Genomic DNA, 26496 nt, shown 5'->3' with positions numbered 1-26496 from the left:
ATAGTCCGTCAGGATGACGGCGCAGTCGCTGCGACCTCGGCCGTAGTCTGCTCGCCGGCGGTCGCCGAAGCGATCACGGCGGCGGGCGCCACGTCCGCCGGCTTGGGCAGCGCGTTGGCTCTTTGCTGAGCTGCTTCCTTGCTGATGGCCGGAATCGAGTTGCCCATCCGCCCGACGATCACGGTCAGCTCCGCGTCCGACAGTCCGAGGCGCTTCCTGAGGAGACGCACCTGGCTGCGGTCGGTCAGGTCCAGCTTGTTACGGATGGCTTGCGGCTTCGGGCGGCGCATGGCGAACAGCTCCTGTGTACGAGGGTAACCGTCGCGCCGCTGATTCCGTTCCTCCACGTGCTGCAAATGTCCGGCGTCGACGCCGTGGAGGAACGAACGCACTCAGCTCCGCTTTGTGGTCCGGACGGGTGCAAGCGATCTCGAAGTATGCCGAGCACGGGGCATGCGGGTGAAAGGGGACGGGTTTGAGGCACAGACTGGGAACGGCCGAGCAAAGTCGGCGCCATGGTCCTCAGATCGTCGATCATGGGGTCTCGTTCAACCTATGGGCGCCCACGGCCCGATCGGTCGAATTGCTCGAAGTCGGCCAGCCGCCCCGCAGGATGCCGCGCGACGACGACGGCTGGTATCAGCTGCTGAGCCCGACCGCGCGCGCCGGCACGCGCTATCAGTTCAGGATCAACGAAGATCTCGTCGTTCCCGATCCCGCCTCGTTCTTCCAGCCGGACGACGTCGGTGCGCCCAGCGAGGTGATCGATACGGCCGCGCTGAGGGACTCGGTTCTCTATCCGGGCCGTCCCTGGGCGGAGGCCGTGATCTACGAGCTGCATGTCGGCACCTTCAGCGAGGAGGGCACCTATGCCGGCGTCGAGAAGAGGCTGCCTTATCTGCGCGATCTCGGCATCACCGCCATCGAGCTGATGCCGCTCAACGACGTCCCCGGCCGGCACAATTGGGGCTATGACGGCGTGCTCCTGAACGCGCCGAATGCCCGCTATGGCCGGCCGGAGGATCTCAAGCGGCTGCTCAAGGCCGCGCACGCTCTCGACATCATGGTCTATCTCGATGTCGTCTACAATCATTTCGGGCCGCAGCTGAACTATCTGCACCTCTATGCGGAAAATTTCTTCACCGCGCGCCACACCACGGGCTGGGGGCCTGCCGTCAACCTCGAAGGTCACGACGGCGCGTTCGTGCGCGGGTTCCTGATCGAGAATGCCCTGATGTGGCTGCGCGACTATGGGTTCGACGGACTGCGCTTCGATGCGGTCCACGCGCTGAAGGACGATTCCGAGCGTCATTTCCTGATCGAGCTTGCCGAGACCGTGCGCAGTCAGCTGGTGGGCCGGCATGTCCATCTGATGTTGGAGAACGAGGCCAATCAGGCGCACCTGCTCGCGCGTTCGCAGGGACGCGCGAGGTATTACGACGCGCAGTGGGGCGACGATTTTCACAACGCGCTCCACGTGCTGCTCACGGGCGAGGGCGAAGGCTATTACCGGGCCTTCGCAGACAAGCCGCTCGAACATCTCGCGCGATCCCTGACTGAGGGCTTTGCCTATCAGGGCGAAGTCTTTCCTCTGCACCAGGAGCCGCGCGGCGAGCCGAGTGCTCATCTGCCGCCCGAAGCGACCATCTTCTTCGCCCAGAACCACGACCAGGTCGGCAACCGCGCATTCGGGGAGCGGCTTTCCCGATTGGTCGGCCCGGAAAAGCTGGAGCTCGCCCTGGCGCTGGTTCTGCTGAGCCCGCATATTCCGATGCTGTTCATGGGTGAGGAAGCCGCCGCCGACACACCGTTCCTTTTCTTTGCAGACTGGACCGGCGAAGCGGCCGAGCTGACACGGGACGGCCGCCGCAGGGAGTTTTCGCACTTCAAGGCTTTCGCAACTCCCGAAACGCGCGCCAGAATTCCGGACCCGTGCGACGAAAGAACCTTTCTGGCCTCCAGGCTGGACTGGACGAGCATCGACCAATCTCCCGCCGGCGCGAGGTTTCGAGCGCTGACAGCGCAGTTGTTGACGATACGGCGTGAGAAGATCGTGCCGCTCATCAAACGGGGTTTCGTTTCGGCGCAGCGGCAATTACTGGGCGCCGATCCCCGCACGGGCGGCGCGGATGTGCGCTGGCAGACGGAGAGGGGCGACGTTCTGCAGATCGTCGCAAATTTCGCCGACCACGAACTCCCGATGCCCTCGCTGGTCGATGGCGAGAGCTTGTGGCGATTGCGCCCTCATGTCGCCGAAGCCCTCGGGCCCGGCGACATGATGGTGAGGCTTGGCCGGAAGCGCTGACTCAGACGAGGTCCGCGGGGTTAGCCGCCGGCACGGCTCGCGACGACCGATGAGGGTGAGGTCGCGAACTTGCCGAGCGCAAGATAGACGAGGCCTGCTACTCCAATTCCGAACAGCCAGCTCAGATCGGCACCGCCGAGAAGATTGATCGAGATCGGCCCCTGCAGCGCACTGACGAGGCCGTCCTGCACCAGCCAGCCGGCGACGAGGCCGGCGACGAACGCAATCATGCCGGCCCAGTTGATGTCGCCATAGGCGCTGCTCTCCGGCGAGCGATAGAGCTCGGCCACCTCGATCCTGCCCTTGCGCTTGATGAAGAAGTCGGCGAGCACCACGCCGGCCCACGGGCTCATCCACAACAGCAGGCTGATCATCCAATGGTCGAACGCCTTCGCGAACGACGGCGCGAAGATGAAGTAGAGGGTAACCAGATAGCCGGCGACGCCGACGATGACGGTGAGCCAGAAGCGCGAGAGTTTCAGCCCCGCGCTCAGCGCCGCCAGCGCCGCCGAATAGACGTTGAGGATGTTGGTGGCGATCGGGCCGTGCAGCACCATCAGCAGGACCAGGATGCTGACGGGACCGCCGAACACCGCGCTGACCATCTTGGCGGGGTCCGTGTCCAGCGTCGTCGAGGCGATCGTCGCGCCGAGAATGCCGAGCCAGACCGTCGGCACGAACATGCCGACATAGCTGTACCAGAACACGGCCTTCGATGGCGTGGAGCGCGGCACGAAGCGCGAATAGTCGGAGGCCCAGGTGACCCAGGAGATGCCCCAGCCGACGCCGATTGCGGTCATGAGCATCGTCAGCATCGCGAGATGCGCGCCGGGCGGCAGCGAGGTCGTGAGGTTCCAGTTGACGACGCCGGGCTGCGTCCAGGCCAGCACGCTCATCAGCACCATGATGGCGATGGTCGGCGGCACCGTGTATTTCTCGAAGGTGCGGATCGCGTAGAAGCCGTAGACGCCGATCAGCACCTGCACCGCCATCACCAGCGTGATGACGACGAGCTGGACCAGCCATGTGTCGGGAATACCGAACTGGCCGAGGATGCCCATCGAGACCTTCACCGGGAAGTAGGTGTTCACGCCGATCCACCCCAGCGTCATCAGGAACATCAAGATGCTCGGCAGGTAGGCGCCGCGCACGCCGAACGCGGACCGGCTCAGCACCATCTGGTTGACGCCGGTCTTGTGCCCCATCACCGTGAAGGTCGCGAAGATCGCGCAGCCGACGATGTTGCCGAGCACGATGACCGCGATGGTCTCCATCAGGCCGAGCTTGAGAATGATGCCGAGCGCGCCGAGCGCCCAGTTGACCGGCGCGATGTTGGCGCCGGCCCAGATCCACATCTGCTGCGGCCCGGTGGAGTCCCGGTCCGCGTCGGGAATCGGCTCGATGCTGTGAATATCAGCGCGAAGTTCGGAATCCGTCATGACATCCCCCAATACGAAGCACGCTTCGCATCATCGCAGCATAAATCGTGCCATGGAATTGCGGAGCGGCCGAGCGGGCGGGCGTCGATGCCGGAGGTCATGCGCGTCGCGCCGGATGCGACTGCGTTTTCAAGCGCAGGCCGATCTTGCGCGTGAGTACGCTTCGGTACGTCTGGCGCGCCGGCGAGAGGCGGGCGATGTTGCTCGGCCGGGCAGCGGTACGATGATAAATTGAGCAGCCCAACTCAAAAGCGCAGCAGTGGCCCCTAATCGAATAGGGCAGCGGCGCTGTCGCGACTGGGGTTGCCGGCCACGATGCGCTGCATCATCTCGATGAAAAGCGCCTGTTCCCGCTGGCTCAAATCGCCGAGCGTCGCACGATGCGCCCGCCGCGCCGCGCCCTCGATCTTGACCAGCAGCGCGGCTCCGGCCGGTGTCAGTCGGCATAGCCGGGCCCGGCGATCGTCCTTGTTCACCGCGCGCTCGACCAGATTTCGGGCGGCGAGCCGCTTCAAGGCGCCGGTCGTCGTGGTGCGATCGAGGGCGATATCGGCCGCCAAAGTGGTCTGATCGGCGGTTTCACGCACCGCCAGCGCCGAGAGCAGGCTGTATTGCAGCGGCGTGACCTCGAATTCGCCGCAGGCTTCCTGAAACAGCGCGACGTGAATCTGATGCAGCCGGCGGATCAGATATCCGGGCCGTTCCGACAAGGGCCAGGGACGATGCCTCGTCCCGCCGCGACGTGTCTTCGCCTGCCGCAATGCACACTCTCCCAAGCCGAAACCCTGCCGCGCTTAGCTCGATTCGAGTGCGCCTGCCACATCAGGATCATGGCACGATGCTTGCTTTTGTCAAAATACGAAGCATGCTTCGTAATGTCGAAATACGAAGCATGCTTCGTAATTCGGGCGAAGCCGTCGCCGTCCAAGAAGAGGAGAGCACCATGTCCGTCACTGCCAGCTTCGACCTTCTGCTGCGAGGCGGTCGCGTGATCTGTCCGGCCTCCGGCGTCGATGGCATCAAGGATGTCGCGATCCGCAACGGCAAGATTGCAGCGGTCGCGTCCGACATTCTGCCGACCAGTGCCAGGGAGGTCGTCGACGTCGGGGGCAAGCTGGTGCTGCCCGGGCTGATCGACACGCACGCCCATGTCTATCAATACGTCTCCGGACGCTTCGGCATGAATCCCGACATGGTCGGCGTGCAGTCGGGTGTGACGACGCTGGTCGACCAGGGCGGTCCGTCCTGCATGACGCTGCCCGGCTTCCGTCACTTCATCGCGGAGCCCGCCGCCTCGCGCGTCTACGCGTTCCTGTCCGCCTATCTCGTCGGCGGACTCGAGGGGCATTTCTATCCGCAGCTCTACAGCCCCGACGGCGTCGACGTCGACGCGACCGTCAAGGCGGCGACCGCCAATCTCGACATCGTGCGCGGCATCAAGGCTCACGCGGAGATCGGCGGCTTCGCGCGCTGGGGCATCCGCGTCATCGAGATGGCGGCGGAGATCGGCAAGCGCGCCGATCTGCCGGTCTACGTGCATTTCGGCCAGCTCTGGGGCCTGCCCGAGAGCGGCGCTAATGGCGAGGATGCCGACACGATCCTGACGCGTGTCATTCCGCTCTTGCGCGAGGGCGACATTCTCGCCCATCCCTTCACGCGCCATCCCGGCGGTTTCGTCAATCGCGAAGGCGAGGTGCACCCGGTGATCCAGGCCGCGCTCGACCGCGGCCTGAAGGTCGACGTCGGTCACGGCAGCCATTTCTCGTACCGTTTGGCGAAGAAGGCGATCGCGGCCGGCATCATTCCGACGACGCTCGGCGCCGACATCCATGGCTACAACACCCACGTGCCCGCGCCGGCCGGGACGCCCGACCAGCATGAGGACGAGGAGAATCATCCGTTCGCAGGCCAGGCCAAGTTCAGCCTGGTCCAGGCGATGAGCTCGATGATGGCGCTCGGCCTGTCGCTAGAGCAGGTGGTGCCGATGGTCACCTCCAATCCCGCCAAGATGCTCGGCCGCAGCGGGGAGATCGGCGCGCTCAGGGTCGGCATGGATGCCGACGTCTCTGTGCTCTCGGAGCAGAACGGCCGCTTCGTCCTCAAGGACAATGAGAAGAACGAGGTGATCGCCGAGCGCCTGCTGCAGCCGGCCTTCTGCCTGCGCGCCGGCACGCGCTTCGAGGCGGTCGCGCCGATCCTGCCGCAAGCTGTCGCGGCATAAGGGCGGGCGGTGAAGGAGAACGCCGGCGTGCGCAACGAGCGAGAATTTCCTTCTGGGAAGTCCGGGCAGGGCGTGGGTGCGCGGCTGCCTCGGAAGGAGGACGATCGCCTGATGCGCGGCCGCGGCCAGTATGTCGGCGACATCAGGCTCGCGGGCCTCCAGGATGTCGCCTTCGTGCGCAGCCCGCTGGCGCATGCCCGCATTCGCGGGATTCATGTGCCTGAACGCCATCGCGGCAGCGTGTTCACGGCGGCCGATCTCGACGGCATCAAGCCCATCCGTGCGGTCTCGGGGCTTCCCGGCTTCAAGATTTCCGAGCAGCCGGTGCTCGCCTCCGGCAAGATCCGGCAGGTCGGCGAGCTCGTCGCGATGTGCCTTGCGCCGACACGCGCCGAAGCGGAGGACATCGCGGCCTCCGTGACGTTGGATCTCGAAGAGCTGCCGGCGGTCTACGACATGCTGAAGGCGCGCGAGCCCGGCTCGGCGCTGGTGCACGAGCATTGGGGCGACAATGTCTTCCTGGAGACCAATTACGAGGTCGACATCTCAGCCGCGCTGGACGCGCCGATCAAGGTGACGCGCGAGATCTCGACCGCGCGGCAGTGCATGTCGCCGCTCGAAGGCCGCGGCGTGGTCGCGACGTTCGACCGGCGGCTAGACCAGCTCACGCTGCATTCCGCAGCGCAGATGCCGCACATCACGCGCAGCGGCCTTGCCGAATGTCTCGGCATGGAGGAGGGCCAGATCCGCGTCATCTCGCCCGACGTCGGCGGCGGTTTCGGTCACAAGGGCATTCTGCTGCCCGAAGAGGTCTGCCTGTCCTGGCTGACGATGCGCTGCGGCCACCCGGTGCGCTGGATCGAGGATCGCCGCGAGCATCTGGTCGCCAGCTCCAATTGCCGCGAGCACCATTACAGGATCACGGTCTATGCTGACAGCGACGGCACCTTGCGCGGCATCGACTGCGAAGCGACCGTGGATTCCGGCGCCTACTCGTCCTATCCGTTCTCGGCCTGCCTCGAAGCCGCGCAGGTCGCGAGCATCCTGCCAGGTCCTTACAAGATGCCGGCCTATCGCTGCCGCACCTTCTCGGTCGCCACCAACAAATGTCCGATCCTGCCCTATCGCGGCGTGGCGCGCACCGGCGTCTGCTTCGCGCTGGAATTGATGCTCGATCTCGTGGCGGCGGAGGCCGGGCTCGAGCCCGGCGAGGTCCGGCTGCGCAATCTGGTACGGCCGGAGCAGATGCCGTTCGACAATATCACCAGGAAGCATTTCGATAGCGGCGACTATCCGGAGGCGATGCGCCGCGCGCTGGCACAGATCGATATCGATGCCATTCGCGGCCGCCAGCGCAAGGGCGAGGCCGACGGCCGCCGGATCGGCGTCGGCGTCTCGATCTATTGCGAGCAGGCCGCCCACGGCACATCCGTCTATTCCGGCTGGGGCATCCCGATGGTGCCGGGCCATGAGCAGGCATCCGCACGATTGACGCCGGACGGCGGCCTCGAATTGCGAGTCGGCGTGCATTCGCACGGCCAAGGCATGGAGACCACGCTCGCCCAGGTCGCGCATGAGATCCTCGGCGTGGATGTCGCGAAGATCCGCATCATCCTCGGCGACACTGCGATGACGCCCTATTCGACCGGCACCTGGGGCTCGCGCTCGATGGTGATGGCGGGCGGTGCGGTCGCGACCGCGTGCCGCGAGCTCGGCGAACGCACCCGGCGCATCGGCGCCAAACTGTTGCAGCATGATCCTGCTTCGGTGGTCTTGCAGAACGGCGAGGTGCGCGGCGTCAATGGCAGCGTCAGCCTGAAGGCGATCGCCCACACCTGGTACCGCCGCCCGCAGGATCTGCCGACCGACGTCGATCCCGGCGGGCTGGAAGTGACGCAAGGCTACAAGCCGGTGCGCGACAGCGGCACCTTCAGCTACGCCGCGCATGCGGCGGTGGTCGCGGTCGATCCTGATCTCGGTGAGGTCGAGATCCTCGATTACGTGATCGTCGAGGACGGCGGCGTGCTGGTCAATCCGCTCGTCGTCGACGGCCAGATCTATGGCGGCCTCGCGCAAGGCATCGGCACCGCACTCTACGAGGAGATGCCGTTCGACGCCTCCGGCCAGCCGCTGGCGACGACGCTCGCCGACTATCTGCTGCCCGGGCCGACCGAGGTTCCCGCCGCGCGCCTCGACCACATGGAGACGCCATCCCCTTATACGCAGTTCGGCGTCAAGGGCATCGGCGAGGGCGGTGCGATCGCGCCGCCTGCCGCGATCGCCAACTCCGTCAACGACGCGCTGCGCCCGCTCGGCGTCGAGCTGATGCAGTCGCCGATCACGCCGCACCGGATCGTCGCGGCCGTGCTGGCCGCGCGCGCGGCCGAAAGGAGTGCGGCATGAAGCCCGCTCCCTTCGCCTATGAACGCCCACGCGATCTCACGGCAGCGCTCTCGATGCTGGAAGCCGGCAGCGGCTCGGCGAAAATCATCGCCGGCGGCCAGTCGCTCGGGCCGATGCTCAATCTGCGGCTGGTGCAGCCGGAGCTGATCGTGGATATTTCCGGCCTGGCCGAACTCAAGCGCGCGGAGATTTCCGGCGGCGAGCTCGTGCTCGGGGCCCTGGTCACCCATGCCGATATCGAAGACGGGCGCGCGGCCGACGCGACCCGCGGCGCCATGCGCGGCGTGGCGGCCAACATCGCCTATCGCGCCGTGCGCAACCGCGGCACGATCGGCGGTTCGCTCAGCCATGCCGATCCCGCCGCGGACTGGATCTCGGCACTTGCCGCCTTGGGTGCGCGGGTGACGTTGCGCAGTCTTGCCGGTGCGCGCACGATGCCCGTCGAAACGTTCGTGGTGGGTGCCCTGGAATCTGCGCTGCACACGGGCGAGATCGTCGAGGCGGTCCATGTGCCGGTGCGATCGGCCTCGGCGCATTGGGGCTATGCCAAGAGCTGCCGCAAGACCGGCGAGTTCGCCCACGCCATCGGCGCGGTCCTGATCGATGCCGCCGCGGCCTCGGCGCGCATCGTGATCGGCGCGATCGACACGACTCCCATCGTCGTCACCGACGCCGCGGAGCTGTTCGGCGGCCGGATTGCAGCCGACTACAAGCAGCGCTTCGACTCCCGCGTTGCAGACGCTCTCCTGGCAAAGGCCGGCATCGACGATGCCGCGCAGCGCCATATCCATGCCAGCGTGTTGAAACGCGCCGTCCAGGAGGCCGCGGCATGAGCACGATCGCGCTTCACGTCAATCGCCGCGCGGTGGAGCTGTCGGCCGAGCCGCGCACCAGCCTTGCCGATTTCATTCGCGACAAGCTCGATCTGACCGGCACGCATCTCGGCTGCGAGCACGGTGTCTGCGGCGCCTGCACCGTGCTGCTCGACGGTGTGCCGGCGCGCTCCTGCATCACCTATGCGGCGGCCTGCGCGGGCGCCGACGTCACCACGATCGAGGGCCTCGACGAGGACGAGGTCACGACCGAGCTGCGCGCCGCCTTCACCCGCGAGCATGCGCTGCAATGCGGCTATTGCACGCCCGGCATGCTGGTCTCGGCGCGGGACCTCGTGCTGCGTCTGCCCGATGCCGACGAGCTGCGCATTCGCGTCGGTCTCAGCGGCAATCTCTGCCGCTGCACCGGCTATGTCGGCATCGTGCGCGCGGTGCAGTCCGTGATCGAGGCGAGGCGTGCGCGCAAGATCGCGCCGCTGGCCGATGGCGGCAGGACCGTCCTTGGTCCGGCCGGCTCGGGGCGAGCTGAATCCGGCCGATACGACCCGCAGCCTGCGCGCACGGTGGCGGCTCCGGCGTCCGAGAGCGTCGCGCCTGGCACCATTCCCGATTTCACCCCGGCGACCGTTCTCGACCAGCGCTTCACGCTGCCGCATGCGCCGGCGAAGGTGTTCGCGATGTTCGATGATATCGCGGGCATTGCCGCCTGCCTTCCCGGCGTGTCGCTGACATCGCCGGCAAGGCCGGAGCGCGTGGAAGGCTCGATCCGCGTGAAGCTCGGGCCGATCGCCGCGGCCTTCGAGGGTGCCACGCGCGTCGAGCGCGACCCCGCGACGCTCTCCGGGCGCATCGTCGGCATCGGCACCGACCACCGCAGCCATTCGGCGACGCAAGGCGAGATCCGTTATCGCCTGCTTCCGCTCGAAGGCGGTGCGGCGACCGCGGTCGAACTGTCGATCGGCTACACGCTCACGGGAATGCTGGCCCAAATCGGTCGGCCCGGCCTGGTGCGGGATCTCGCCCGGCGCCTGATCGCGGAGTTTGCGGGAAATCTCGATCGCCAGATGTCCGGTGCATCATCGGAGCAGATAGCCCCGGCGGAGCTGAGCTTCTGGTCGATTGCGTCGGACGTCTTGCGCGTGCGGATCGCCCGCATCTTTGGCCGCCGGAGCGAGGCGGGGTGACGGTGTGCTCGCACACCGGAAGTGACGAAGCCTGGACAGACTAGACATCAACAGCGTGGGATTTGGAGAGACAATATGACACGAGCACTCGGACTGGTTCCTGCCATCGCGCTGGCGACGGCCTTGTTCGGCGGCGCCGCGGGGGCGCAGACGATCAAGATCGGCGTCAACGAGCCACTCACCGGCGCGTTCGCGGCCTCGGGCACTTACGTCGTCAACGGCGCCAAGATCGCCGCCGACGAGATCAACGCCAAGGGCGGCATACTGGGCAAGAAGATCGAGCTCGTGATCGAGGACAACAAGAGCAACCCGACGGAAGCTGCCGCCGTCGCCGAAAAGCTGATCACCAGCGACAAGGTACCCGTGCTGATGGGCGCCTGGGGCTCGAGCCTGACGCTCGCGGTGATGCCGAAGCTGATGGAATACGAGACCCCGATGGTGGTCGAGACCTCGTCCTCGGGCAAGATCACGACGACGGGCAATCCCTTCATCTTCCGCATCTCGCCGCCCTCGGCGGTGGAGGCCGCGGCGTTCAAGGGCATCGTCGACAAGCTCGCGCTGAAGAAGGTCGATTTCCTCGTCATCAACAACGACTGGGGTCGCGGCACCGCCGAGGATTTCAGCAAGATGATGAAGGACAAGGGGATCAGCATCGGCCTGGTCGAGACCATGGACCAGGGCGCGCAGGACATGAGTGCGCAGCTCTCCAAGATCAAGAGCTCGGATTCCGAGACGGTCATCGTGACCACCGCGGTCGACCAGCTCACGCTGATCTTCAAGCAGGCCGCGGCGCTGGGCCTGAAGAAGCGGATCATCACCACCGGCGGCTCGCAAAATCCGGACCAGATCATCGCCCAGGCTGGTGCTGCAGCCAACGGCACCATGCATCTGACGACCTTCCTGCCCTGGTTCCCGGACAAGACGCCGAATCCGGAAGCGACCAATTACTTCATCACGGAATGGAAGAAGCGCGGATTCGACTTCGCCGGCTGCACCGAGAGTTTTCGCGGCTATGACGGCATCCGCACCGCGGCGGCCGCGATCGAGAAGGCCGGCAAGGCCGAGCCCGCAGCGATCAAGGCCGCGCTCTGGCAGATCAACATCAAGGGTCTCAACGGCGACATCGTGTTCCGCAAGTCCGGCCCCGAGGGCAAGGAGAGCGGGCAGAGCCAGCCGAACGTCTATCTCATCGAGATCAACAACGGCAAGGTCGAGATGAAGACGCTTTAAGGCGCGATGAGATTGGGTTCGATGCAGCAACGAAGGAGGTGCGCTCCCTCGCCCGCTTGCGGGAGAGGGTGGGGAGAGGGTGTCTCCGCAATGGGATAGTCGCCAAGAGGAGAAAAGCCCTCACCCGGCGCTCCGCCACAGCCGAGGCGTCGCCTCGGCGTTCCCAAGACGGCCGCCGAAGGCGGCCTACGCCTCTCCCGCAAGCGGGAGAGGTGAACGAGCCGCCACGGTCATCGATCCAACCTAAAGCCATTCCGCTTTAGCATCAGTCAATCCCGGGCGAGGGCGGCACGTTGCGGCCCTCGCCGCCATCCAGAACAGACGGGAACGGTCTTGAGCGAATTCCTCCAGCATCTGATCAACATGCTCGTGCTCGGCGGCACCTATGCGCTGCTGGGCATCGGGCTCACCTTGATCTTCGGCATCATGAACGTGGTCAACTTCACGCATGGTGTGCTCTACACGTTCGGGGCCTACATCATGTTCATCGTGGTGCAGCAGCTCGGGCTGAACTTCTTTCTCGCGCTGCCGGTGGCCGTGCTGGCCGGATGGCTGCTCGGGGCGGCCATCGAGCTGACATTGCTGCGACCGCTGCGCGGCTCCGACATCGACACCACGATGCTGGTCATGATCGGTGCCTGGATCGCAATGCAGTCCGGAGCGCTGTGGATCTGGGGCGGCGTCGCCAAATCAGTGGCAACGCCGTTTCCGGAAGCGCCGCTGGTGCTCGGTCCGGTGTCGGTCTCCTGGCTGCGGCTGTTCGTTCTCGCCGCCGCGGCCCTGTTGATCCTCGTGACGTATCTCCTGATCAACAAGACCAGCCTCGGCCGCGCCATGCGGGCGACGTTCCAGGACCACGACACGGCCTCGCTGATGGGCGTCAATGTCGACATGATCTACACCTCGACCTTCGCGATCGGCTCCAGCCTGGCCGCCGCCGCGGGCGCGTTGCTCGGGCCGGTCTACGTGATCTTCCCGCAAATGGGCGATCTCGCCGCGGTGAAGGCCTTCGCCATCGTCATCCTCGGCGGCCTCGGCAACATCACGGGCGCCGTGATCGGCGGCTTCATCCTGGCGCTTGCCGAGGAGCTCGGCGCCGGCTACGTCTCGTCCGGCTACCGCGATGCCATGGGCTTCATCATCATCATCGCGGTGCTGATTTTTCGGCCGACCGGCCTGTTCGCGCGCGCGGAGCGCGTCGGATGAGGACCGCCATCACCATTCTCGCCGTCGCGGCACTTGCCTCGGTCCCGCTCTGGCTGCGCGATCCCTACCTCCTGAATGCGCTGATCACGACCGGGATCTTCGTCATCGGCGCAATGAGCCTCAACCTGCTGCTTGGCTTCACCGGCCAGCTGAGCCTCGGTCACATCGCCTTCTTCGGCATCGGCGCCTATGTCAGCGCGCTGACGTCGCTCGGTTTCGACGTCGGTCTGCCCGGAGACGTCCGCCTGGTCCACGCGCCCTGGCCGCCGATCGCCGGCTTCGTGCTTGCAATCCTGGTCGCCGGATTGTGCGGCTATTTCGTCGGGCTGCTCTCGTTCCGCGTTCGCGGTGCCTATTTCGTCATCGTGACGATCTCCTTCGCCGAGGTTGTCCGGCTGGTCGCGCTGAACTGGGTCGAGCTGACGCAGGGGCCGTTGGCGCTGACCAACATTCCCTCTATCGCGCTGCCTTTGCCAGGCTTCGGCGAGCTGACGCTGCGCACGAAGATGCAGAACTACTATCTCGTGCTGGTCGTCGCGCTCATCGCCTATCTCCTGATCGCGCGCCTCGTTCATTCGCATTTCGGCCGCGCGATGCGCGGGCTGATGGAGAACGAGACGCTGGCGGTCTCCGTCGGCATCGACGTGACCAGGACGCTGACGATCGCGGCGGTGATCTCCGCGGCAATCGCGGGAGCGGCCGGCAGCCTCTATGCGCACTACATCCGGATCATCGATCCCGAAGTGTTCGCCTTCATCAACACCGTTACCATGGTGATCATGGTGATCAGCGGCGGCAAGGGCTCGCTGGCCGGGCCTGTCCTCGGCGGCTTGATTTTCGGGCTGCTTCCGGTCGCGCTGCGGCCGGTCATGGCGCCGGAAGCGCAATGGATCGCTTATGGTGGCGTGCTGATCGCCATCCTGTTCGTGCTCCCGCGTGGCATCGTGCCGTCGCTCGCGCAGCGATTTGGCCGGCGACGGAGCGGGAGGACGGCGCTGCCGCCCGTCGCTCTGGCCGAGACCGCTGCCAAGGAGCCGGCGTGATGACGGCGCGCAGCATCGCCATGACGATCGATCAGGTGGCGGTCCGCTTCGGCGGCCTGGTCGCAATCTCCGACATGAGTTTTACGGTCGGGGAGGGCGAGATCGTCAGCCTCATCGGGCCGAACGGCGCCGGCAAGACCACCGCCTTCAACGTCATGACCGGCTTCCTGACGCCGAGCGCCGGCCGCGTGACCTATCGCAACACTGCGCTCGCCGGCTTGAAGCCGCATCAGATCGCCGATCTCGGCCTGATCCGCACCTTCCAGCGCACCAGCGTATTCCCGAACGACACGGTCTACGACAATCTCCTGATCGGCCTGCATCGACAGGGCCGCGTCCGGCTGATCGACGCCATTCTCGGCCTGCCAGGCGCGCGCGCCTCGGAGCGCCGACTCCGGCAGCGGGCGGGTGAGCTGCTGGAATGGGTTGGGCTCGAACGCCGCGCGCACGATGCCGCGGGCTCACTGTCCTACGGCGAGCAACGTCTCGTCGGTGTCGCGCTGGCGCTCGCGGCCGAACCATCGATGCTGCTGCTCGACGAGCCGGTGTCCGGCATGAACGCCTCGGAAACGCACCGCTTCGTCGAGCTGATCCGCAGCATCCGCGACCGCGGCATCACGATCCTCCTGGTCGAGCACGACATGCCGATGGTGATGACCGTCTCTGATCGCATCGTGGTGCTCAATTACGGCCGCATCATCGCGGAAGGGACCCCCGACGTGATCCGCAACGATTCGAGGCCTATCTCGGACATGGAGCGGGACATGCTTGAGATCCGCGAGATGGTTTGCGGCTATGGCGGCGTCACCGCGCTGCGCGGCATCTCGCTGGACGTGAAGGCCGGCCAGCTGGTTGCGCTGATCGGGGCCAACGGCGCCGGCAAGAGCACGACGCTGCGCGCGATCTCCGGCCTCGTGCCGCCACGCTCGGGCCAGATGCGGTTCGAGGGCATCGACATCACCGGGGCGAGGCCCCCGCGCGTGCTGGCGAGCGGAATCGCGCATTGTCCGGAAGGGCGGCGCGTATTTCCGCACATGAGCGTCGAGGAGAATCTCGACATGGGGGCTTACCTACGTCGTGGATCGGGCGAGATTGCGGCCGACCGCGACCGCATCTACGCGGAATTCCCGCGACTCGCCGAGCGGCGCCGGCAGGCGGCGGGGACATTGTCCGGTGGCGAGCAGCAGATGCTTGCGATCGGGCGCGCGCTGATGTCGCGACCGCGGCTGATCATGTTCGACGAGCCATCGCTCGGGCTCGCGCCCAACATCGTCGAGCGCACCTTTGCCATCATCCGCGGCATCCGCGATGCCGGCACCACGGTGCTGCTGGTCGAGCAGAACGCCTTCGCCGCGCTCGAGATGTGCGACCACGCCTATCTGCTCGAGAACGGCCGTATCGTGCTGTCCGGAGCCGGCTCCGAGCTGATCGCGAACGAGCATGTGCGCAAGGCCTATCTCGGTGGGTGATGGGGCCGGGTGGACTCCGGTCTGCGATCTCGACCGGCTGAAGGCAGAAGCGATCGTCCGCGTCGCCGCGCGCGACCTGATCGTGATCTGGAACGAGGGCAACGTTGTCGCCTGCGAACGTGCGTGCCCGCACGAACAGGCGGATTTGGCTCTGGGACAGGTGGCGGCGGGGCGGCTCCGTTGCCCCCGCCATGCGGCATCATTCGATTTGCGCGACGGCGCAATCACCGCGGGATGGCCGAGCCCGCCACTGCGGCTCTATCCGGTGCGGATCACGGGCGGGCAAGTCTGGATTGAGATGCAGGAGCGGCAGCCGGGGCGATGATGGCATCATGCCCCTGTTTTGCCCGACAAGTCAAAGCGATGGCGGCGTCGTTCTGCCTTCAAAAATTTGCATTTGAAAACAACGGCATCTCTACTGTGCATGGGGTTGTTTTCGCACTTTTTAGTCCAGCAACCGCCGAGCGGCGTCGACCAGCATGCCGTCCGGCCGGCGCAGCGCCTCGAGAATGGTGAAATGGTCGGCGCCTTCGACCGAGATGAGCTTGCCCGGCGCTCCGGCCGCCGCGCGCTTCTCGTGGAAATCGATTGAATCGTTCACGAGAGCCGGCAACTCGCTGCTGCCATAGGCAATGTCGAGCCGCTTCCGCGTCACGGGCAGGCGAAGCGGCGACAGCGTGGCGATTTCCTCGTCCGTCAGATTCAGCGCGTTGTTCAGCCCGGTATCGCGGATCGGCGCGAGATCATAGACGCCTGATATCGCCAGCCCCGCCTGGACACGCGGATGATCGAGCGCCATCGCAACGAGGTGGGCACCGGCGGACCAGCCCGACAGCACGACCGGCCCGGCGATGCCATGGGAAGCGCCATGCGCGGCGAGCCAGTCGAGTGCGCGCGGGATTTCGCCGACGATGTCGGTCAGGGACACCTCGGGCGCCAGCGAATAGCCGGGTATGGCAACCGACCAGCCATGCGCGGCAACGCCTTCGACCAGCATGGCGAACAATTCGCGCGAATTGCGCTGCCAATAGCCGCCGTGCAGGAACACCAGGCAGGGCGCATCCGGCCTGGCGGCGGGGTAGAGGTCGATCTTGTTGTTGGCCCGCTCGCCGTAGGGCAGGTCGAGGTGGGACTTCAGAGTGCCCCGCAGCCGGCTGGAGGCCTCGTTGCGCTCGGCGATCAGGGCCGCGCTGTTCTTGACCGCCGCGTTGTTGTCATAGGCGGCGTCGCGTTCTGTCTGCGACAGCTCGGACCATTTGCCACGGGGGTCGAGCGACCGAATTGTCGAACGAGCGTTCTCAGCCATAAAACTCTCCGTTGCCGCCCTGGACGACACCTTCTCGATTTGGACCGGCCAGTCCCCCTCTATTGAGCTGTTGGATCAACCGTGTCCAGCCTTGGACAAGACGGCTCGGCCAGCCGGCCGCGTCCGGCGCGCTCATGCGTAGTATGTGGGCACGAGGATCAAGCGTCAGCCGTGAGCGTCACGAGATTGAGCGAAGGCGCAGGCGCAGCCCATTGCGCCGTCCCTCCTCCCGCCGCGTCGTCGTTGAGGCGCAGCTTGGGCGCGCAACGCCCGGGAACATTTGGTCATGGGGTTACCCCGTGCTTTTACATTTTGCCGTACCTGCGGCCGCAGCTATGTCGGAGCGAGCTTGTCAGCTCGAGTTTATTCTGCTCAGTGTCCGTCCAAACCGTGCATGCGATCCACGCATGCACCGACTAAAGTCGACAATCAGTGAGGAAACATTATGCGTAGACTGATTTTGGCCGCCGCCGTGATTGCCCCGATGCTCGGCCATGCGGCACGGGCGGAGGATACCGTCAAGATCGGCTACATCGATCCACTCTCCGGTGGCGGCGCCAGCGTGGGTGAGGGGGGCCTGAAGACATTCCAGTACCTGGCTGACGAGCTCAACGCCAAGGGCGGCATCCTGGGCCGCAAGGTCGAGATCGTGCCCTTCGACAACAAGACCAATCCGCAGGAGGCCCTGGTGCAGGCCCAGAAGGCGATCGACGCCGGGGTTCGCTACATCACACAGGGCAATGGCTCGTCCGTCGGCCTGGCGCTCGAGGATTTCGTCACGAAGTACAACACGCGCAATCCCGGCAAGGAAGTGCTCTACTTCAACTATGCGGCCGTCGATCCGGCCATGACCAACGAAAAGTGCAGCTACTGGCATTTCCGCTGGGATGCCAGCTCCGACATCAAGATGGAGGCGCTGACCAACTACATCAAGGACGTCGCTTCGATCAAGAAGGTGTACCTGATCAACCAGGACTATTCGTTTGGTCAGTCGGTACGCAGCGATGCGCGCAAGATGTTGACGGCGAAGCGGCCTGATGTCCAGATTGTCGGCGACGAACTGCATCCGCTGCTGAAGGTCACGGATTTCTCACCGTACATCGCCAAGATCAAGGCTTCCGGTGCCGACAGCGTCATTACGGGCAACTGGGGTCAGGACATCGCGCTGCTGCTCAAGGCCGCCGCTGATGCTGGTCTGAAGGTCAATTGGTACACTTACTATGCCGGTGGCGCCGGTGGGCCGACCGCGATCAAGCAGACGGGTCTCGACCATCAGGTATTCCAGCTGACGGAAGGTTTTGCCAATTCGGGCCACCAGCCCGCGATGGATTACGAGAAGGCCTTCCGTGCCAAGGTCAACATGTCGCTTTGGTATCCGCGTGCGGTCAACGAGATGCGCATGTTCAAGGCCGCGGCCGAGAAGGCCAACTCGGTTGAGCCCGTGAAGGTGGCGGCGGCGCTCGAGGACCTGAAGTTCGAGGTCCTGGATGGCGGTACCGGCTTCATGCGCAAGGACGACCATCAGTTCTTCCAGCCAATCTACATCTCCTCCTTCGGTAAGCTTGCCGCGAACGAGCCGTTCGACGAGGAGAACACCGGCTGGGGCTGGCATCTGGTCACCAAGGTCGATACCCCACAGGCCATGGTCTCGACGACCTGCAAGATGACACGGCCGTAAGGGCCATACACGCCGCCGGCCCGCGGCATTCTCGCTGCGGGCAGGTGGCGGCTGAAGTATTTCCTGGATGGAAACCGGGGCCTTGCCTCGGATGGTTCACGAGTGCGCTGTGCTTGAACTCATTGTCATTTCGACCCTGAACGGTGTGCTGTTCGGCATGCTGCTGTTTCTGCTGTCGAGCGGGCTGACGGTCATCTTCAGCATGATGGGCGTGCTCAACTTCGCCCACGCCAGCTTCTACATGCTTGGCGCCTTCTTCGGCTTTCAACTGACGAAATGGATCGGGTTCTGGCCGGCCTTCGTGCTCGCCCCGCTCCTGGTCGGCGCGATCGGGATGGCGGTCGAGCGCTATGGCCTACGCAACACCCACAAGCATGGCCATGTCGCGGAATTGCTGCTGACCTTTGGCCTCGCATTCGCGATCGAAGAGATCGTCGCAATGATCTGGGGCAGGAGCCCGGTCGACTATCGCGTGCCGGCGCTGCTTGACTTTCCAGCCTTCACGATCTTCTCCACCAATTATCCCGCCTACAAGATCTTCATGCTCGCGGTATCGGTGGTCATCTTCGTCGCGCTCCTGCTGGTGCTGCGGCGTACCAGGGTCGGCCTGATCGTGCAGGCGGCGCTGACGCATCCTCACATGGTCGGACACCTTGGCCACAATGTGGGGCGCGTGTTCATGGTGGTGTTTGGCGTGGGCAGCGCGCTGGCCGGCCTTGCCGGTGTCATTGCGGGACCGGCGCTGGTGACGCAGTCCGACATGGCGGCCGCGCTCGGGCCGATCCTGTTCGTGGTCATCGTGTTCGGCGGCCTCGGCTCCTTGCCCGGCGCCTTCGTCGCCTCGCTCGTCATTGGCCTGGTGCAGACTTTTGCAGTGGCGTTGAATGGCTCGTTGGCCAGCGTCTTCGGTCCGCTCGATTCATCGGGGGGACCTTCCGCTCTTTCCGACATCTGGAACGTCACAATCGCACAGGTCGCGCCGATCATTCCTTATCTTCTGCTGGTCATCATCCTGATCGTTCGCCCCATGGGCCTGATGGGGACGCGCGAATCATGACTACGGCAACGACATCGGTATCGGAACCCGCGGCGAACGCGGCCCGCGAGAACATGCGCTTCTACGGTGTTTGGCTGGCCGGCGTAGTGGTCCTCATCGTGCTGCCGCTGGTGTTCTCGTCCGGCGGCTCCCTCACGTCCTTCAGCCTGATCGGGATCGCGATCGTGTTCGCGCTCTCTTACAACATCCTGCTTGGACAGACCGGATTGTTGTCTTTCGGCCATGCCGTGCACTACGGCCTCGGCGGCTTCACGGCCTGCCATGTGATGAACGCCGTCGTCGCCCACGGCTGGCCGATCCCGCTTCCGTTCATCCCATTGTTCGGCGGCCTCGGTGGCCTCGGGTTCGCCATCCTCGTCGGCTGGCTCATGACCAAGCGTGCCGGCACCGTGTTCGCCATGATCTCGCTGGGAATCGGCGAACTGGTGGCGTCTTCGTCTCTGATCCTCCGGTCGGTCTTCGGCGGCGAAGCCGGCATCACGACGGACCGCACGGCGCTGCCGCGCATGTTCGGCTGGACCTTCGGGCCGCAGATCCAGGTCTATTATCTGATCGCGTTCTGGCTGGTGGTATCGGCGATCGCGATGTACGCACTGACCCGAACCCCGTTGGGGCGGATCAGCAATGCCGTCCGTGACAATCCCGAGCGCGTCCAGTTCATCGGCTACGATCCTCACGTGGTCCGCTATCTCGCCTTCTGCTTTGCTGGGTTCTTCGCCGGCATCGCCGGGGGGCTTGCCGCGATCAGCTTCGAGATCGCGAATTCGGCCTATCTCGGCGCGATCCAGTCCGGCCTGGTGCTGTTCGCAACCTTCATCGGCGGTACCGCCTATTTCTTCGGACCCATTCTCGGCGCGATCCTGGTGACCTATCTGCAGCTCGGGCTGACCAGCGTCACCAGCGTCTGGCAGCTCTATTTTGGCATCATCTTCATCGGCATCGTGATGTTCTCGCCCGGCGGCATCGCCGGCCTCGTGATGATGCACCGGCCGCTCCTTCGCGCCGGAGCGTTATGGACGGTGATTCCGTCTTATCTCGTCGCGATCGTGCCGACCGTGGCGCTCGGTTGCGGCGTCATTCTGGTGATCGAGACGATTGCGCGTCATTCCGGCGGGGAGGCCAATGCGATCAACCTGTTCGGCATTGCCTTCAATCCTAAGTCGCCGGCCACCTGGATTGCCGCAGCGGTTCTGGTGGCCGGTGGTTTCGTCATCGCGCGATTGACGTGGCGGCGGGTTGGCGAAGCATGGGATCGGGCGGCCACGGTCGCGCGTGATCGGGGGTATCTGGCATGACTGCAGCCATCGAAGTCCGCGCCGTCGAGAAGCGCTTCGGCAACGTTGGCATCATTCGCGACCTGAACCTCAGCATCGCGCAGGGCGAACGGCACGCCATCATCGGTCCGAACGGCGCGGGGAAGTCGACGACGTTCAATCTGATCAGTGGGCATATCAAGCCGACTTCGGGCGAGGTCCGGCTCAATGGCGACGTGATCTCCGGCCTGCAGCCGTTCGAGATCAACCGGCGGGGGCTATCGCGCTCGTTCCAGGTCACCAACGTGTTCGCCCGCATGACGGTCTGGGAAAATGTCCGTTGCGCGGTGCTGTGGGCCACGGGGCATCGCTACGCGTTCTGGAAGAACGTGGACAATCTGCCTGAGGTGCGCGAGCGGACCGCCCGGATTCTCGAAGACATTCACCTCACGCACCGCCGCGACGTCCCGGCCGGCCTGTTGACATATGCCGAGCAGCGCGAGCTGGAGATCGGCATCACGATCGCAGGGGGCGCTACCGTCGTCATGCTCGACGAGCCGACCGCTGGAATGAGCCACGCCGAGACAGAGCGCGCGGTGTCGCTGATCCGGCGCCTGACCGAAGGACGAACGCTGGTCATCGTCGAACACGACATGAGCGTCGTGTTTGGCCTTGCCGACCGCATCTCGGTGCTGGTTTACGGTCATATCATCGCCTCGGGCACTCCCGAGGAGATCCGGCGCGATCCGAAGGTCAGGGAAGCCTATCTCGGCGAGGAGGCACACTGATGCTCGAAGTCAGGAATCTCCACGCCTATTACGGCAAGAGCCACATTCTCCAGGGCGTTGACCTCGATGTCGCCGCCGGCGAAGTGGTGAGCCTGCTCGGTCGCAACGGTGTCGGGCGTTCGACCACGGTCAAGGCGATCATGGGCGAGGTCGTTCCGCAGGGCACGATCCGCTTCAAGGGCAAGGACATTGCCGGCCTGCCGAGCTACAAGATCGCGCGCCTCGGACTCGGCTACGTTCCTGAGCACCGCGATATCTTTCCGAGCTTGACGGTGCGACAGAACCTTCTGCTCGGCATCAAGGACACGCGACGACCGGGCAAATGGCGGCTGCAGGACATGCTCGACATGTTTCCCAACCTCGCCGCGCGCGCCGACGCGCCTGCTGGAGTCCTCTCCGGCGGCGAGAAACAGATGTTAACGACGTGCCGCACGTTGATGGGCGATCCCGATCTCATCATGATCGACGAGCCGACTGAGGGTCTTGCGCCGCTGATCGTGCAACAGGTGGGAGATCTCATCGTCCGCATCGCGCAAGCCGGGGTCGCGATCTTGCTCGTCGAGCAGAAATTATCGATCGCGATGCGCATCTCGAAGCGCGTCTATATCATGGGACACGGTCGTGTGGTTTTTGAAGGCACGCCAGACCAACTCAGGGCGAACGCGGCGGTTCGCCAGGAGTGGCTCGAGGTTTGAACTTATTGTGAGACGGACCTTTCAACGGGTGCAACAGCGCACACGTCCCGAGTTCGGCTGCAGCTCTCGCAATCCATAGACCTTCGGAATTTGATGATGGCAGCTCCCTACGTTCCTCAAATGGCCCTGTATCGTCAATGGCTCGGGGATACGCGCGGCCTTGTCTTCTCGAGCTACGAAGAGATGCGGCAATGGTCGGTGCGCGATCTCGACGGGTTCTGGCGCAGCATTTGTGACTATTACGATCTGCAATCGCCGACGCCGTTTGCCGCCGTGATTGCTGAGCGCAAAATGCCGAATGCGGTGTGGTTTCCCGGCGCGCAGGTGAATTACGCCAGGCAGGTGTTCCGGCATGTCGCGGCGGCAGACGCAGCCGGGCTGCCCGCCATCGTTAGCGGCGGTGAGGACGGCAGTCTCACGGAGACGAGCTGGCCGGAGCTGCGGCACAAGGCAGCGGCGCTCGCGCTGGATCTGAAGGACAAGGGCGTGCGCGCCGGTGACCGCGTCGCAGCCTATCTGCCGAACATCCCCGAGACCATCGTTGCGTTCTTGGCGACAGCCAGCATCGGTGCAATCTGGAGCGTCTGTGCGCCCGACATGGCGGCGCCTGCGGTGGTCGACCGCTTCAAGCAGATCGAACCGAAGGTGCTGATCGCCTGCGACGCCGTCACTTATGCCGGCCGGCGGCATGACCGTCGTGACGTCGTCGGCGAGCTCAGGCGGTCCCTGCCGACCGTCGAGCACGTCATCCTGCACAGCGAAGCCGGCGCAGCTGCGGCACCGGACGCGCTGCTCTCCGACATTCTCGCCAGAACGGGCGCGGCAATCGATGCCTTCGAGCCGATCTGGCTGCCGTTCGATCATCCGCTCTGGATCGTCTATTCCAGCGGCACGACCGGCCTGCCGAAGCCGATCGTACACGGCCATGGCGGCATCATCATCGTGGCGCTCGCGCTTCTGGGGCTGCACAACGACATCGGCTGTTCCTACCACCAGAATTCCTTCGGCGAGCGCTATCACTGGTACAGCTCGACCGGCTGGATCATGTGGAACAGCCAGGTCGGCGGCCTGCTCAGCGGGACCACCTGCTGCATCTTCGACGGCAGCCCGGCCGGCGCGAAGGAGAAGCCGGACTGGACCACGCTGTGGCGCTTCGTCGCGCAATCGAAGTCGACCTTCTTCGGGGCAGGCGCGGCGTTCTTCGCGAACTGCGCCAAGGCCGAGATCGACCTTGCTGCCGCTGGCGATCTTTCGCAGCTGCGTTGCCTCGGCTCGACCGGCTCGCCCCTCAGCGCCGACACGCAAGCCTGGTTCAACGCGCGCTTCGCTGCGTTGTCGAAGACGAACGGCAGCAAGGCGCAGGCCGACATCTGGTGGGCGAACATTTCCGGCGGGACCGATTTCGCCGGCGCCTTCATCGGCGGCAACCGCGAGCTGCCGCAGACGCCGGGCGCCATGCAGTGCCGGCTGCTGGGCGCGGCCGTGGAAGCTTTCAACGAACAGGGGCACGCCGTCATCGACGAGGTCGGCGAGCTCGTCTGTACTGAGCCGATGCCGTCGATGCCGCTCTATTTTTGGAACGACGAGGGTGGGGTGCGCTATAGCGCGAGCTATTTCGAAACCTATCCGGACGATTTCGACGGCAGCGGGCGCGGTCCGGCGTGGCGGCACGGCGACTGGCTCAAGGTCAATCCGGATGGCTCCTGTATCATCTATGGCCGCAGTGATGCCACCATCAACCGGCACGGCCTGCGCATGGGTACGAGCGAGCTTTATTCTGCAATCGAGTCGCTGCCCGAGGTGCTCGACTCCCTCGTCGTGGATCTCGAATATCTCGGCCGCGACAGTTACATGCCGCTGTTCGTCGTGTTGCGCGACGGCATTGCGCTCGATGCGGCGATGGAGGCGAAGATCAACAAGGCAATCGAGTCCGGCCTGTCACGGCGCTTTCTGCCGAACGAGATTTTCGCCGTCGCCGAGATTCCGCGGACGCTGTCCGGCAAGAAGCAGGAGCTGCCGATCAAGAAGCTGCTGCTCGGCCAGTCCGTGGAGAAGGTCATCAACAGGGAGGCGATGGCCAATCCCGGCTGTCTGGATTGGTATCTCGATTTCGCAGCGATGCACCTGAAGAAGGTCGCAGGAGCGGTTTGACCGCGATGGGCACGGCATCTGCCGTCCGACCACTGCGCAGGCATATCGAGGAGTGGCTCCACCCGTAGGCTGCTGTGTGGTCTTCGCGCGCACAGTTCGAACGATCCGGGCCGCGAGCTTGCGTGGTCCGGAGCGGTCGGCGCGGTGCGCGCGGAGCTAGTCTAGCTGCAGCTCAGCGGCAAGGGTTGGCCCGGATGCAGCTCATACCAGTCGTAGCAATCCGGATAGCCGTAGAATCCATATCCGGACCGGAAGCGGTCAAAACGGTGAAACGCGTGCTGCCGGAGGCCGCGGGTTGCGACGTGATCGCCGAAGCCGAGGTGCTCGCCGCCCAATCGGGCTCCGCCGCCGAATCCGCCGGCATGTCCCATGCCGCCGAAATGCGCGCCGCCGCCGAAGCCCATGTGGCCGCCGCCAAAGCCCATATGTCCGCCACCGAAGCCACCGCCGCCGTGGCCACCACCACCGCCGCCATGTGCCTCGGCCGTTCCGACCGCCAGCGCTGAGGCAAGCGCCGCTGCCGCCATGATCATCAATGCTCGTTTCATGAGGGACTCCTTTCGTGTGGGGATGCCCGGCGGCCGATGCCGTCGCTTCAGCCTCGTGCCGCCAGCAAATTCCCGTCTTGAAGGGAAGATAGGAAGCTCGTGCGGCAATCCCACTGAATTCGATTTCAGGGACGGGGCGCTGCGTATCGGCGAGGTGATCCGCTGGCGCGACGACCCAGCGTGGGCGGGTTAACGTCAGGCTCGTCCCCATCGTCGAAAGGCGGCGGCCGAGCGAGGTGCCCGGCCGGCCGCGACGTCGTCGGATCAGAAGCTGCCGGTGCCCGGCTCACAGGGGACGTTGTTGCCGGTCCACGGCGCCGTCGCAAACGCGCCGACACGCGGCGCTGGAACGCAGGCGCGGCCGACCTGATAGACCGGCCCGTACGATGCAACCGGATCGGCTTGCATGACGGATGGCCGGGCGCCGTCATGGTGCTCCCGCGCCATGACGGGTCCCCCGAGCATGGCGACTGCGATCAGTCCGGTCGACAAGAGCTTGAGAGTGGTCATTTGGCTTCTCCTTTGATGACAGCTGGCAGTCCAAGCCGGCCTGCGCAGGAGGTGCGGACGAACGCGCGTCGACAAAACGCACGAATTGCTCACCCGCGTTCAATGGACCGTGATCCCGGCCTTGCCGGCAAGCACGATCGTGCAAACCCGCAACGCTTTCGATCTTGGCGCGTAACAGCAGCCTCGCTGAGGACATATCTGCTGGAACGTCCTGCTGCATGGAGATGAGAGATGATCACTGCGACAGCACATTCGATCGCCTTCGCGCCGACGTTAGCAGTGGCCGTGTTCCCGGGCGCTCTGAAATGCAATTTAATGGTGCTTCATTCCACGCAGGATTACTTCTGTTGCGAGACAGCGGTGCGTCGCATGCGGGTCTTGCCTCGCGTGTTCGGCCCGGGCGGGCATTGAACATGTCGTCGCGGATCACCGAGCCCATGCTTCGCCGCCGGCCTCGAGGCCTCGCAGGACGTGGGACCAGCACAATGACGCGGATACTCCTGATCGAGGATGATGCCGAGACCGCCGACGCGATCGTGGCCGAACTTACCGAGCGCGGGTTCGAGGTGCGATGGGCGCCCGACGGGATCGACGGTCTCGATCGGGCGCGCGAATCGTCTCCCGATGCCCTGATCGTCGATCGCATGCTGCCCGGAATGGACGGGCTGACCGTCATTGAGGCCTTGCGCAAGGACCAGGTCAGGACGCCCGTCCTGGTGCTGAGTGCGCTCGGCGCGGTCGACGACAGGGTGCGCGGGTTGCGCGTCGGCGGAGACGACTATCTCACCAAGCCGTTCGCGCTGATCGAGCTCGTCGCCCGGGTGGAGGCGTTGCTGCGGCGTCCGATCGACAGCCGAGAGACCACGTTGCATGCCGGACCGCTGGAGCTCGACCTGATCGAGCGGACCGTGCGGCGAGGCGAGCGCGAGATCGATCTGCTGCCGCGCGAATTCCGTCTGCTCGAATACATGATGCGCCGGAGCGATCAGCTGCTGACCCGTGCGATGCTGCTCGAGGAGGTCTGGAACTACAAATTCGTCCCGGCAACCACCAATCTCATCGATGTGCACATGGGCCGCCTTCGTCACAAGGTCGACGGCCCCGGCGAGACGCAGTTGATCCACAACGTTCGCGGCTCCGGCTTCGTGCTGCGCACTCGTTAACAGGTTCGGCGGAT

Annotated in this window: 23 protein-coding genes and 1 pseudogene; 18 read left to right on the top strand and 6 right to left on the bottom strand. The window is 65.0% G+C overall.

Going from position 1 to position 26496, the window contains the following annotated elements; genetic code table 11:
- Positions 1 to 8: 8 nt before the first annotated feature.
- The gene (locus ACM42_RS00655; protein WP_028176789.1) at positions 9 to 290 is read right to left on the bottom strand and encodes a DUF3606 domain-containing protein; all 282 of its coding nucleotides are present in this window, start codon (positions 288 to 290) and stop codon (positions 9 to 11) included.
- 185 nt (positions 291 to 475) lie between these two features.
- Here ACM42_RS00655 and treZ point away from each other — a divergent pair, with 185 nt between their 5' ends.
- Complete coding sequence (gene treZ / locus ACM42_RS00650) at positions 476 to 2305, top strand: malto-oligosyltrehalose trehalohydrolase (protein WP_271526203.1); 1830 nt, start codon at positions 476 to 478, stop codon at positions 2303 to 2305.
- Between the two features lie 20 nt (positions 2306 to 2325).
- On the opposite strand, the gene ACM42_RS00645 is transcribed toward treZ, so the two are convergent.
- Both ACM42_RS00645 and ACM42_RS00640 read right to left on the bottom strand, forming a co-directional pair.
- A complete protein-coding gene (locus ACM42_RS00645; protein WP_271526202.1) occupies positions 2326 to 3744 on the bottom strand; it encodes a cytosine permease in 1419 nt (472 codons plus the stop codon).
- Positions 3745 to 4010: 266 nt separating this feature from the next.
- Complete coding sequence (locus ACM42_RS00640) at positions 4011 to 4505, bottom strand: MarR family winged helix-turn-helix transcriptional regulator (protein WP_240538115.1); 495 nt, start codon at positions 4503 to 4505, stop codon at positions 4011 to 4013.
- Positions 4506 to 4687: 182 nt separating this feature from the next.
- Between ACM42_RS00640 and ACM42_RS00635 the strand changes: the two genes are divergently transcribed.
- From ACM42_RS00635 to ACM42_RS00595, 10 genes and pseudogenes are all read left to right on the top strand, one after another.
- The gene (locus ACM42_RS00635) at positions 4688 to 5965 is read left to right on the top strand and encodes an amidohydrolase/deacetylase family metallohydrolase (RefSeq protein ID WP_271526201.1); all 1278 of its coding nucleotides are present in this window, start codon (positions 4688 to 4690) and stop codon (positions 5963 to 5965) included.
- A 9-nt stretch (positions 5966 to 5974) separates the two neighbouring features.
- Positions 5975 to 8368 (top strand): xanthine dehydrogenase family protein molybdopterin-binding subunit, encoded by a 2394-nt coding sequence (locus ACM42_RS00630; RefSeq protein ID WP_271526200.1) that lies wholly within the window; start codon positions 5975 to 5977, stop codon positions 8366 to 8368.
- Entirely contained in the window at positions 8365 to 9201 is an 837-nt protein-coding gene (locus tag ACM42_RS00625) for an FAD binding domain-containing protein (protein WP_271526199.1), read from the top strand. Before ACM42_RS00630 ends, ACM42_RS00625 begins: the two co-directional genes overlap by 4 nt.
- On the top strand, positions 9198 to 10385 hold the full coding sequence (locus ACM42_RS00620; protein WP_271526198.1) for a xanthine dehydrogenase family Fe-S subunit: 1188 nt from the start codon (positions 9198 to 9200) through the stop codon (positions 10383 to 10385). The genes ACM42_RS00625 and ACM42_RS00620 overlap by 4 nt, the downstream gene beginning before the upstream one ends.
- 75 nt (positions 10386 to 10460) lie before the next feature.
- A complete protein-coding gene (locus ACM42_RS00615) occupies positions 10461 to 11615 on the top strand; it encodes an ABC transporter substrate-binding protein (RefSeq protein ID WP_271526197.1) in 1155 nt (384 codons plus the stop codon).
- 333 nt (positions 11616 to 11948) lie between these two features.
- Complete coding sequence (locus tag ACM42_RS00610; RefSeq protein WP_271526196.1) at positions 11949 to 12821, top strand: branched-chain amino acid ABC transporter permease; 873 nt, start codon at positions 11949 to 11951, stop codon at positions 12819 to 12821.
- Positions 12818 to 13864 carry a branched-chain amino acid ABC transporter permease gene (locus tag ACM42_RS00605; RefSeq protein ID WP_271526195.1) on the top strand — a complete coding sequence of 349 codons (1047 nt, stop codon included), beginning with the start codon at positions 12818 to 12820 and terminating at the stop codon, positions 13862 to 13864. The genes ACM42_RS00610 and ACM42_RS00605 overlap by 4 nt, the downstream gene beginning before the upstream one ends.
- Positions 13864 to 14442 (top strand): annotated as a pseudogene (locus tag ACM42_RS38435) (ABC transporter ATP-binding protein); the annotation flags it as partial. The gene ACM42_RS00605 and the pseudogene ACM42_RS38435, both read left to right, overlap by 1 nt.
- A gap of 186 nt (positions 14443 to 14628) precedes the next feature.
- Entirely contained in the window at positions 14629 to 15333 is a 705-nt protein-coding gene (locus ACM42_RS38430) for an ABC transporter ATP-binding protein (RefSeq protein ID WP_165936011.1), read from the top strand.
- Positions 15326 to 15658 (top strand): Rieske (2Fe-2S) protein, encoded by a 333-nt coding sequence (locus tag ACM42_RS00595; RefSeq protein ID WP_271526193.1) that lies wholly within the window; start codon positions 15326 to 15328, stop codon positions 15656 to 15658. The genes ACM42_RS38430 and ACM42_RS00595 overlap by 8 nt, the downstream gene beginning before the upstream one ends.
- Before the next feature lie 120 nt (positions 15659 to 15778).
- Here ACM42_RS00595 and ACM42_RS00590 read toward each other — a convergent pair whose 3' ends face one another.
- Positions 15779 to 16639: an alpha/beta hydrolase gene (locus ACM42_RS00590; RefSeq protein WP_271526192.1), complete on the bottom strand. Its 861-nt coding sequence runs from the start codon at positions 16637 to 16639 to the stop codon at positions 15779 to 15781.
- A 445-nt stretch (positions 16640 to 17084) separates the two neighbouring features.
- Between ACM42_RS00590 and ACM42_RS00585 the strand changes: the two genes are divergently transcribed.
- The 6 genes from ACM42_RS00585 to ACM42_RS00560 all read left to right on the top strand — a co-directional run bounded on the left by ACM42_RS00585 (position 17085) and on the right by ACM42_RS00560 (position 24261).
- Positions 17085 to 18317: a branched-chain amino acid ABC transporter substrate-binding protein gene (locus tag ACM42_RS00585; protein ID WP_271526191.1), complete on the top strand. Its 1233-nt coding sequence runs from the start codon at positions 17085 to 17087 to the stop codon at positions 18315 to 18317.
- A 109-nt stretch (positions 18318 to 18426) separates the two neighbouring features.
- Entirely contained in the window at positions 18427 to 19374 is a 948-nt protein-coding gene (locus ACM42_RS00580; protein ID WP_271526190.1) for a branched-chain amino acid ABC transporter permease, read from the top strand.
- Complete coding sequence (locus ACM42_RS00575) at positions 19371 to 20669, top strand: branched-chain amino acid ABC transporter permease (protein WP_271526189.1); 1299 nt, start codon at positions 19371 to 19373, stop codon at positions 20667 to 20669. Before ACM42_RS00580 ends, ACM42_RS00575 begins: the two co-directional genes overlap by 4 nt.
- Positions 20666 to 21415 carry an ABC transporter ATP-binding protein gene (locus ACM42_RS00570; RefSeq protein ID WP_271526188.1) on the top strand — a complete coding sequence of 250 codons (750 nt, stop codon included), beginning with the start codon at positions 20666 to 20668 and terminating at the stop codon, positions 21413 to 21415. The genes ACM42_RS00575 and ACM42_RS00570 overlap by 4 nt, the downstream gene beginning before the upstream one ends.
- Positions 21415 to 22110, top strand: a complete 696-nt coding sequence (locus ACM42_RS00565; RefSeq protein WP_061882067.1) for an ABC transporter ATP-binding protein — start codon at positions 21415 to 21417, stop codon at positions 22108 to 22110. The genes ACM42_RS00570 and ACM42_RS00565 overlap by 1 nt, the downstream gene beginning before the upstream one ends.
- A gap of 96 nt (positions 22111 to 22206) precedes the next feature.
- Positions 22207 to 24261: an acetoacetate--CoA ligase gene (locus tag ACM42_RS00560; RefSeq protein WP_271526187.1), complete on the top strand. Its 2055-nt coding sequence runs from the start codon at positions 22207 to 22209 to the stop codon at positions 24259 to 24261.
- 161 nt (positions 24262 to 24422) lie between these two features.
- Here the strand turns inward: ACM42_RS00560 and ACM42_RS00555 are convergent, their stop codons facing one another.
- Both ACM42_RS00555 and ACM42_RS00550 read right to left on the bottom strand, forming a co-directional pair.
- Positions 24423 to 24809 (bottom strand): hypothetical protein, encoded by a 387-nt coding sequence (locus ACM42_RS00555; RefSeq protein WP_271526186.1) that lies wholly within the window; start codon positions 24807 to 24809, stop codon positions 24423 to 24425.
- A 264-nt stretch (positions 24810 to 25073) separates the two neighbouring features.
- Positions 25074 to 25319, bottom strand: a complete 246-nt coding sequence (locus tag ACM42_RS00550) for a hypothetical protein (protein WP_271526185.1) — start codon at positions 25317 to 25319, stop codon at positions 25074 to 25076.
- A gap of 485 nt (positions 25320 to 25804) precedes the next feature.
- Here ACM42_RS00550 and ACM42_RS00545 point away from each other — a divergent pair, with 485 nt between their 5' ends.
- Complete coding sequence (locus tag ACM42_RS00545) at positions 25805 to 26482, top strand: response regulator transcription factor (RefSeq protein ID WP_271526184.1); 678 nt, start codon at positions 25805 to 25807, stop codon at positions 26480 to 26482.
- The last annotated feature ends 14 nt before the right edge of the window (positions 26483 to 26496 follow it).

Origin of the sequence: Bradyrhizobium sp. CCBAU 25338 (assembly GCF_028128965.1) — a bacterium.
GTDB lineage: Bacteria > Pseudomonadota > Alphaproteobacteria > Rhizobiales > Xanthobacteraceae > Bradyrhizobium > Bradyrhizobium liaoningense.
Note: the sequence above shows the minus strand (reverse complement) of the source record. Positions and strands in the feature narration are given on the sequence as shown.